The sequence below is a fragment of the Vibrio brasiliensis LMG 20546 genome, assembly GCF_000189255.1.
GTDB classification, from domain to species: domain Bacteria; phylum Pseudomonadota; class Gammaproteobacteria; order Enterobacterales; family Vibrionaceae; genus Vibrio; species Vibrio brasiliensis.
This window is the reverse complement of record NZ_AEVS01000068.1, coordinates 1-8,469: the sequence shown is the minus strand read 5'-3', so window position 1 is coordinate 8,469 and position 8,469 is coordinate 1. Positions and strand designations below refer to the sequence as shown.

11 protein-coding genes are annotated in these 8,469 nt (G+C 46.9%); 6 read left to right on the top strand and 5 right to left on the bottom strand.

All coding sequences use genetic code 11. The features are described from left to right. Positions 1–302 precede the first annotated feature (302 nt). The 3 genes from RH46_RS11060 to RH46_RS11050 all read right to left on the bottom strand — a co-directional run bounded on the left by RH46_RS11060 (position 303) and on the right by RH46_RS11050 (position 2,374). Positions 303–1,550, bottom strand: coding sequence for a leucine-rich repeat-containing protein kinase family protein (locus tag RH46_RS11060; protein ID WP_006879528.1), 1,248 nt, complete (start codon positions 1,548–1,550; stop codon positions 303–305). Positions 1,551–1,684: 134 nt separating this feature from the next. Continuing rightward, entirely contained in the window at positions 1,685–2,059 is a 375-nt protein-coding gene (locus RH46_RS11055; RefSeq protein ID WP_006879527.1) for a hypothetical protein, read from the bottom strand. Between the two features lie 9 nt (positions 2,060–2,068). After that, positions 2,069–2,374, bottom strand: coding sequence for a monooxygenase (locus tag RH46_RS11050; protein ID WP_006879526.1), 306 nt, complete (start codon positions 2,372–2,374; stop codon positions 2,069–2,071). Between the two features lie 128 nt (positions 2,375–2,502). On the opposite strand from RH46_RS11050, the gene RH46_RS11045 reads away from it, so the two are divergent. Together RH46_RS11045 and RH46_RS11040 are read left to right on the top strand one after the other, a co-directional pair. After that, positions 2,503–3,390: a LysR family transcriptional regulator gene (locus tag RH46_RS11045; RefSeq protein WP_040895672.1), complete on the top strand. Its 888-nt coding sequence runs from the start codon at positions 2,503–2,505 to the stop codon at positions 3,388–3,390. A 183-nt stretch (positions 3,391–3,573) separates the two neighbouring features. Beyond that, positions 3,574–4,134: a sugar O-acetyltransferase gene (locus RH46_RS11040; protein WP_006879524.1), complete on the top strand. Its 561-nt coding sequence runs from the start codon at positions 3,574–3,576 to the stop codon at positions 4,132–4,134. A gap of 51 nt (positions 4,135–4,185) precedes the next feature. Here the strand turns inward: RH46_RS11040 and RH46_RS11035 are convergent, their stop codons facing one another. Further along, positions 4,186–4,680: a MarR family winged helix-turn-helix transcriptional regulator gene (locus RH46_RS11035; protein ID WP_004412825.1), complete on the bottom strand. Its 495-nt coding sequence runs from the start codon at positions 4,678–4,680 to the stop codon at positions 4,186–4,188. 122 nt (positions 4,681–4,802) lie between these two features. Between RH46_RS11035 and RH46_RS11030 the strand changes: the two genes are divergently transcribed. The 3 genes from RH46_RS11030 (at position 4,803) to RH46_RS11020 (ending at position 6,878) form a co-directional block, all read left to right on the top strand. Further along, positions 4,803–5,708 (top strand): EamA family transporter, encoded by a 906-nt coding sequence (locus RH46_RS11030; protein ID WP_006879523.1) that lies wholly within the window; start codon positions 4,803–4,805, stop codon positions 5,706–5,708. Position 5,709: 1 nt separating this feature from the next. Continuing rightward, positions 5,710–6,303: an NADPH-dependent FMN reductase gene (locus RH46_RS11025; protein ID WP_006879522.1), complete on the top strand. Its 594-nt coding sequence runs from the start codon at positions 5,710–5,712 to the stop codon at positions 6,301–6,303. A 125-nt stretch (positions 6,304–6,428) separates the two neighbouring features. Then, positions 6,429–6,878, top strand: coding sequence for a GNAT family N-acetyltransferase (locus RH46_RS11020; protein ID WP_006879521.1), 450 nt, complete (start codon positions 6,429–6,431; stop codon positions 6,876–6,878). 57 nt (positions 6,879–6,935) lie between these two features. Here RH46_RS11020 and RH46_RS11015 read toward each other — a convergent pair whose 3' ends face one another. Further along, positions 6,936–7,835, bottom strand: a complete 900-nt coding sequence (locus tag RH46_RS11015; protein WP_006879520.1) for a DMT family transporter — start codon at positions 7,833–7,835, stop codon at positions 6,936–6,938. Between the two features lie 119 nt (positions 7,836–7,954). Between RH46_RS11015 and RH46_RS11010 the strand changes: the two genes are divergently transcribed. Further along, positions 7,955–8,437 (top strand): MarR family winged helix-turn-helix transcriptional regulator, encoded by a 483-nt coding sequence (locus tag RH46_RS11010; protein ID WP_006879519.1) that lies wholly within the window; start codon positions 7,955–7,957, stop codon positions 8,435–8,437. Positions 8,438–8,469 lie beyond the last annotated feature (32 nt).

Here is an 8,469-nt window from a genome sequence, read left to right as displayed (position 1 = left end):
TCTCGCCGTCGATAGAGATATAACATGGAGTTGGCATAGTAAAATCCTTAAGGTTGGGGTGTAAAAACACCTAACCCTAAGTCAAGAACTGTGCCAAAGAGAAAAGCCATACATTTCAATAATTTAAGATTTTAATGATATACAGGGCGAGCAACTTTTTGCTCGATTCGAGCAAGATCTTGCTCAGTTCAAGCAAGAAGTTGCCCAGAAGCAACAAGTGTACCAAGAAGCTTTATGAGCCCGACAAACTGTGAAAAATCAGAACTATCCCGGTTAGTAAGGGGGCGATACCATTGTGCTTGTTAGCCTGCAATCAGAGCCAGATTTTGCAAGCTCTTGTAGGCGGCTGTCTGGCGCTCGATAGGCTTGCAAACAGAGAGCAGGTCGTCGATAAAGTGGCCTAATGCTCTGGCTTCCACTTTACGCACACCACGCTGCTGGGTTTCGCTCAGGTAGTCGTAGACGCTGGCGGCACCAAAGTCACCAAATATCATTTCACCCTGCTCATTGATCAACACATTATGCGCGTAGAGATCACCATGACACACTCGGTTGTCATGTAGATGGTTGAAGACGTCCAGCATCTGATCGACGATCTTCTCTATCTGTTTGACCGAGAGGGTGAAATCCGCTTTGAACACATCGCGAGTACAGGTTTCCAGCGTCGGAGGCAGGCCTAAATTAAAGTAATCATCTGGAATTAACTCCATCACTAACGCCAGATAATCCTGTTCATTAACCTGAGCAATGGATTTGACCAGATTATTGTGCAGTCCAGTTTGGAGGCAAGCCTGAAGCTCATCACAAGGGTAACCGTCGCTGGTCACCTCGCCTTTGAATACTTTCACTGCCACCTTAGAAGGGAAATCGAACTCAGGGTTTAGCCAGTCGGCATGAGAAATTACCCCGGATGCTCCCTGACCCAATACCTGATTAAGTTGGTAGCTGTCCGAGCTAACTTGTGGAACGGTTTGTTGTTGGGTTAAACGTTCGCAAAATGGATTTCCTGCAAAGGCCATCCAGGCAAGCTTAGGTAACTGAAGTAAAACATCAGGGAAAGCTTCAAGTTGGTTGGCTGAGAGACGAACCAGCTCAAGATTGAGCAGATTGTTGAAACTGTCAGGTAGTGACTTGATGTTGTTGCCAGCCAGCGCGAGTTTTTGCAATCGAGGACGATAACCTAGTGATTCAGGTAATTGAGTAATTTGGTTGTCGGTCAAAATTAACCAACGTAATTGTTCTGGTAGCGACTCTTCACCAACGCGCACGATCTGGTTACTCTTAAAGCCGACCATTTCCAGCTGTTTACACTGACCCAATACTAGCGGCAGGCGTGTAAAGCGATTGTTGGAAGCAAAGACGATCTTCAAATTAGTTAGCTTCGTTAGCCACTGAGGCAGGTCACTTAAAAGGTTGTCAGAAACATCGAGTATTTCTAACGTGTCGGCCAAGGTTAGAATTTCCTGTGGTAACTCAGTGAGTTGACCACGAAGCTGGAGGCGTTGGATTCCGGCTAACTCGCCGCTTTTAAGTTGTTCTACTGTGTGCAAACTGGCTGCCTATTCTGCTCTGTGAATGAAAAAAGAGCGCGTATTCTACGCAGATTGACAGATAAAGGCGAGGTCAACAGTAGCGGAGTCGTTCGCCGAGCGCAGCCGCACTCGGCCGTTCATTAGGTTGTTGGTCACTGTTGTAGATTAAGCTGGCGAAAGCTAAGTAGTGACAGCAGTGCAAAGAATGCTGGGTCACTCCAACCAAAGCCGACAAAGATCCCTGTCAATCCAGCATAACCTGTGATGGCAACACCAAGAATATTGGTAACTAGCAGAGCTTTTAGCAGTTGTTTCATAGTCTCTGCATGTTCTACGTTTCTCAAAAACAGACTTACCGCTGCGACACCACCAAGAAAGATACTGGTGTGCTGAGAAAGGAAGTAAGCATACTGGTCATTAATCTCTACGCCGTACATTGGCCACATTATGGTTGGCACAAAGAATAGCGCTAGGGCAAAGACGGTATAGATAGCGCCATGAATGGTAAAAAATATTCGGTTGTTCATAGTGAGTCCTTAACGGCTTACTGGGCCGTGATTGATTTCGGTTAGCGGTTGGTTCACATCGAAGATGATCCCTCTGACTTGCGGCACTCCCATCTGTTTGAGTCGCTCTGCATGCATCTTCAGGTAGTTGCTAGCGGTGACTTCGTCTTCGAACAAATAGATGCCCCCACCGAGCTTTTCAGCGTCACTTTCGGTCCATATCTTCCAAATTAGCCCCGGCTCCTGGTTGATTGACTCAGCCAGTTCAACCAATGCCTTAGACATCTCTTCACCCATCGGGCCGTGATATTCAAAATCAACTTGTAGTAGTTTCATCTCATCTTCTCTATCTGTTTTCGCACTGTCTGTGCCGTTGTTTGATGGATCTATTGTTGTCTATATAAATTGAACAGAAAAGTTCATAATATTGCGTGTAAATGTCTAAAAAACTGACAGGTCGGGCGATGAGATTAAAAAGCACTCTAGAGCAATGGATGACTCTGCAAGAGGTCGATAGAGCGGGGAGTATCCAGGCTGCCGCGTTGTCTCTCAATAAAAGTCACACCACTTTGATTTACGCTATTAAAAAACTTGAAGAGCAATTGGGTGTGAAGTTGGTGGAAGTGAAGGGCAGGCGGGCCACTATTACTGAGCATGGTAAGTCATTACTTCGCCGGGCAAGCAGTATGCTAGAGCAGGCGAGAGAGCTAGAGGATTTGAGCCAGCAGATTTCTGCGGGTGTTGAATCGGAAATTACTATTGCTATCGATCACCTGTGTGATCCGACTTTGCTCTATCAGCCGATGGCACAATACCTTCAGCGTAACAGCATTACTTCGATTCAGGTGGTGGAAACCTCACTAAGTAAAACCAGTGAAATGGTCACTACTGAACAGGCGGATATTGCGATTATTACTTTACCTGTTACCAATTATCCGGCGCAGGTTTTGTCTACTACTAGCATGATTCCTGTGGTCTCAAGTAAGCACCCACTCGCGAAGCAGGATAATGTTTGTATGGCTGATTTTGCTACCCACTGTCAGGTAGTGGTACGTGATCTCGGTGCTGATGTTACTGAGCGCAGAGAACAAAATGTTGGTTGGTTAAAGGCAAATCAAAGAATCACTGTCGATAATTTTGACCATGCATTTCGCGCGATAGAGCAGGGAGTTGGCTTCTGTCGCCTTCCTGAACATGTTGTGGCCAAGAGAAATCATGGTCAGCTGACCGTGTTGGACGTTGAGCATAATGCTAAGTATCAAGTGCCGCTGCATATCACTCTGCCAAAGGGGGCGAAAACGGGTCCTGCCGCAAGATGCTTCTATGATCTGTTACTAGAGACGGTAAGGTAATCGTTATGGTTAAAAGATTTTCATAACAGTGAGTAATTACTTACAACCACCTGTTTACGATTGACCCACACGAAAAGTGACCTGTCACACGAAGCACAAATTTGCTGCGGTAAGCCCGCTACAAATTGGTTCTGATATGCGATATTCCACGCAATAAAGAGACTTCTTAGTACGGTAACAGAGATGAGAACAGAAAAAGACAAGATGCTGGCGGGAGAGCCTTACGATGCATGGGATAAGGAACTCTACAACGAGCGTATAGAGTGTCGTAAGACCTTGCAGGCTCTCAATAACAGTATTCCCGATACCGATGAGTGGCGAACAGCGATCGATCGGTTGATCCCAGATTCGAAACAGGCCTACCTTGAGCCGCCGTTTCGCTGTGATTACGGTTCGAATATCAAGTTAGGTAAGAACTTCTACGCTAACTTTAACTGCGTGGTTCTTGATGTTGCTGAGGTACATATTGGTGACAATGTGCTGTTTGCACCCAATGTACAAATCTACACTGCAGGTCATCCACTGGATGTTAAAGGCCGCGTCGAAGAAGGTGTCGAGTTTGGTACACCCATTACCATTGGCGACAATGTCTGGCTTGGTGGCGGTGTGATTGTTTGCCCGGGCGTGACGATTGGGGCGAACAGCGTTATTGGCGCGGGCAGTGTGGTGACTAAAGATATCCCGGCCAATGTTGTTGCGGCGGGCAATCCATGTCGGGTACTTAAACCTATCGAGCAGCAATAAGCGGGTTTATATCGATGCCATGGTTGAGTCTATGGCATCGAACTTTCCTTGTTACTTTTCACTCGCTTCAGCAATCAGTATTTTTCGCAATAATCCCGCTAACTGGTCTTGCTCGTCAGAGGTCAACACGCTGATCATGTTATCGAGATTATCTACATGATCGTTAAGTGCGGCGTCTACAAGACTCACCCCTTTTTCAGTCAGAACTACCTTACAACTGCGTCTGTCCTGCTCACTGAAGATTCGTTCGACTAAACCATCCTTAACCAATTTTTCCAGACGCGTGCTGACTGCGCCGGAAGAGAGCATCAGGGTTTTATACAGTTCGGTAGGAGTACAGCCTGTCGGGGCACTGCGACGCATGGTGGCTAAGATATCAAATTCAATGCTGCTAAGATCATGCTGTTTGAATACCGTATCCATCTTTGCTTTCCAGCTGTTGCTGGTACGGCGTAATCGTCCGACAACGCCCATAGCTGAACAGTCTAGATCCGGTCTGACGTTTTTCCACTGAGTAAGAATGGTATCCACGTTGTCCGCTGACATTTTTATCTCCCACATAAATATCTTTTTAAAAAGATACTTGATCATGAGTTAGATCTCCATTACTTTAATAAAAGTATCTTTTGCAAAAGATACTTTTATTTGAGATTGATTGGAGCTGGATGATGAACGGAATTGATCAGGTAAAGACCATTGTTTTGACTGCCATCGCGCCTGTGGTGTGGGGCAGTACCTATATCGTAACGACAGAGATGTTGCCTCCAGAGAGTCCGCTACTGGCGTCTACTATTCGTGCCTTACCCGCCGGGTTGTTATTGGTATTGCTGGGAAACATGTTACCAAGTCGAGCGTGGTTACTGCGTCTTGCGTTACTGGGCTTTCTCAATATCGGCCTGTTCTTCTACTGCCTGTTTTTCGCTGCGACCTATTTGCCAGGTGGCATGGCGGCGATGGTGATGTCTGTACAGCCAGTGATTGTGATGCTGTTGAGCTGGAAGTGGCTTAAGTCTGAGCTTTCTCCATTACAGCTTTTCGCCAGTGTGGTCGGGATGACGGGCATCGCTTTGTTAGTAGTCAACAGTTCAGCTGAACTCAGTGCTGCTGGCCTGATTGTCGCCAGCATAGGGACTTTGAGTATGGCAAGCGGCGTTGTGTTAACCAAAAAATGGGGCAGGCCGCAGGGTATGACACTGATTAACTTTACTGGTTGGCAGTTGTTGTTTGGTGGCTTGATGTTACTCCCGGTGGCGTTATGGGTTGAAGGCATCCCTCAACAACTCACAGCGACAAACTACCTCGGCTATCTCTATCTGAGCGTAATAGGTGCGGTACTTGGTTACTTTCTGTGGTTTCGTGGCATAGAAAAACTGCCACCTATTTCAGTCTCGTTCCTCGGCTTTCTTAGTAGTGTCTCGGCCTGCATTTTAGGCTTCCTGATACTGGACCAGACCTTAACTGGCTTACAACTTCTTGGTGCGGCAAGCGTGTTGCTCGCCATAGTCCTTGCTGCTCCACGAGGCAATAAATCAACTCATCAAGCATCGTTATCTGAAACTTTGAAAAGGATTTAATATGAACATTACAATTGTTGCTGGCAGCCAGCGTGCAAACTCACAGAGTGTTAACGTCGCTCACTATCTGAAATCACTGGCTCTTGACCATTTTGACCGAGCCGATGTACTCGACCTCCACCAATTGGATCTGCCTTTGTGGAACGAAGGCGTCTGGCAAGGAACAGATGAGTGGCAGCAGTGGACGCCGATAGCTGAAACTCTTAAACAGTCTGATGCTGTGATATTAATTACGCCAGAGTGGCACGGTATGGCGACCCCAGCGTTGAAGAACTTCCTGCTACTTACTACCGATGAGGAGTTGGCTCACAAGCCAGTATTGTTAGTGACGGTATCAGCAAGCGTTAATGGCGTCTATCCGATTAGTGAGTTGCGTATGACGGGAAGCAAAAACAATCATGCCTGTATTGTTCCTGACCATCTTATTTTCAGAAACATTGAGCAGTTACTCACTGAGCAACATCAGTGCGCAGATCCTGCAATGCACCAGCGCAGTGAGTATACACTATCCCTGTTAGCCAGTTATGCCCGAGCGCTGGCTCCTGTCCATCGTGATATGGTTTCTGTTGGCAAGCCGTTCCGTTATGGTATGTAACTAAGGCTCTGTTTACAGTGTAAAAGCCAATATCAGATCTGATAACTAAATCGTGCTATACAAGGAAGTTCTGTCGATATCAGCAGAACTTTTCCTGCGTCAGCGACTGTGTACTTGGAGGGAATATGGAAATTCTTAAGGTTAAAGAAACAGACTTGGAAGCGTTGAGCCAGCTGGTGTCAGAGGTATCAAAAGTGGATGTCCTGCCCTTGTTCAATGCTCAGGGACAGCAGGAGTACAAGCAGCGTGTTCTGCCTGATTTAGCCACAGCTCTGGATGATGAGAAGTTTGTATCCGTTAAGGCGGTGGCAAATGGGAAAATACTTGGATTTGCTGCGCTACGCAGTGGTAACTACCTGACGCATTTGTTTGTTGCTAATGCAGCCCAGGGAACCGGAGTCGGGCGTGATTTACTTCGCTTTGTACTTCAGACGACGGATGCCAATGAAATAAGCCTGCGTTCTTCGGTGAACGCTGTTAATTTCTACCGTCATCATGGTTTTGTCGCGACGGGTGAAGAAGCGGACTTTAACGGCATTCGATTTGTCCCTATGTCCTTGATTGTTAGTGCGTAGAGTACGCAGCCTTAAGGATGAACAAAAAAGCCGCGGTACAAACCGCGGCTTTGTTAATTACTGGCTTTGACACTCGGCCGGTGCCGGACGATTTTGCCGGATGGCGAGAATCGCCTGTGGCAGCAACGACACTACAATCATGCCGATCATCAGGCTGTACTGGAATGGAGTGAAAGACTCTCCAAGTAAAACCAGTCCGGTTAAGATCCCGGCAATCGGGTTGGCGATACCACCGAAGGTAAAGTCTACCACTGACATACGTTGCAATAACCACACATACATGCCGTAGCCAAGTGCGGTATTTAAACCAACCACCCAAAGCAAACCCGACAGGTTAGTCATCGAGAAGTTGTGTGCAAGCGCCGCGTATTTGGCTGGTTCCATTACTGCCTGTACGCCGGCAGCAACAGAAAGAATTACGCCACCGAGAATCAGCTGCCATGTCAGCACTGTCCACCAGTGCATGCGGTTACCCAGTGATTTGGTCAGTGAGCTACCAACAACGATACACATAATGGCTGCCAGCATCGCCCCTAAACCAATAGGGTTGAGGCTTATTGAACCTGGATCGAACAGCATCCACGCCAGAGCAATCAGGGTTGCGCCGCTGACTGCCTGAATTAACCCAGGTCGGCGTTTATTGATCAGCCAGTTATAAATCATGGCAAACACCGGCACTGAGATCATGCCGACCCCTGAAATCGCCGATGGTAGAGTCAGTGCCATAACGAAGATCAAACCAAAGAAGGTCGCAATGTTAATCAACCCAAGACTAAACAGGATCTGCCAGTCACCTTTTTTCGGCAGGCTTGGTCTGAATGCCAACAACAGAAGTCCGGCTGGCAGTGCGCGAATCGCACCCAGCAATAGGGGAGGCCAGTCCGCAAGTGTGTACTGCGTGACCGCATAGGTGGTTCCCCAAAAGAATGCCGGAATCATGGCAAGTAGTATATTCATAATAACTATCTTTACGTTAAGATACTTTTGTGAGGAATGTACGCTTAAAATCGCTGTTTGTAAAGTATCTCTATGTTAAGATATTCGAAACAGCATTTTGTTACTGGAGACAAACATTCATGGACGCTATTGATAGAGTAGTAGAGCACTGGGCTAAGGAAAAGCCGGATCTAGAGACAGAGCCGATGGCCATAATGGGGCGATTGATGCGTATCGCTAAATATATGGAGACTGAAGTTGCTCAGCTACATAAGCGTTATGACCTAAAATTGGGTGAGTTTGACGTGTTGGCGACCCTGCGTCGAAGTGGACAACCATTTCGTCTGACACCCTCTGAACTGATTGATTCTATGATGCTAACCTCCGGCGCGATGACTAACCGATTGGATAAACTGGAGTCGAAAGGGCTGATCAGCCGTGAACACAGCAAAGAAGATCGTCGCAGTGTGACGGTAGAGTTGACGCAGGATGGTTTTGTACTGATCGATAAAATTATCGAAGAGCACGCCGCCGTTCAGACCAAACTGGTTAAAGGCATGAATGCTAACCAGAAGAAACAAATGAATACATTACTGAAAAGCTGGCTAACCCAGTACGAGTAGCTGTTCAGATGAATAAATAAAAAAACGAACCG

Coding starts and splice junctions, on each gene's coding strand:
- RH46_RS11045 (WP_040895672.1), top strand. CDS start 2,503: ATGAGATTAAAAAGCACTCTAGAGCAATGGATGACTCTGCAAGAGGTC.
- RH46_RS11010 (WP_006879519.1), top strand. CDS start 7,955: ATGGACGCTATTGATAGAGTAGTAGAGCACTGGGCTAAGGAAAAGCCG.
- RH46_RS11020 (WP_006879521.1), top strand. CDS start 6,429: ATGGAAATTCTTAAGGTTAAAGAAACAGACTTGGAAGCGTTGAGCCAG.
- RH46_RS11015 (WP_006879520.1), bottom strand. CDS start 7,835: ATGAATATACTACTTGCCATGATTCCGGCATTCTTTTGGGGAACCACC.
- RH46_RS11025 (WP_006879522.1), top strand. CDS start 5,710: ATGAACATTACAATTGTTGCTGGCAGCCAGCGTGCAAACTCACAGAGT.
- RH46_RS11050 (WP_006879526.1), bottom strand. CDS start 2,374: ATGAAACTACTACAAGTTGATTTTGAATATCACGGCCCGATGGGTGAA.
- RH46_RS11055 (WP_006879527.1), bottom strand. CDS start 2,059: ATGAACAACCGAATATTTTTTACCATTCATGGCGCTATCTATACCGTC.
- RH46_RS11030 (WP_006879523.1), top strand. CDS start 4,803: ATGAACGGAATTGATCAGGTAAAGACCATTGTTTTGACTGCCATCGCG.
- RH46_RS11040 (WP_006879524.1), top strand. CDS start 3,574: ATGAGAACAGAAAAAGACAAGATGCTGGCGGGAGAGCCTTACGATGCA.
- RH46_RS11035 (WP_004412825.1), bottom strand. CDS start 4,680: ATGTCAGCGGACAACGTGGATACCATTCTTACTCAGTGGAAAAACGTC.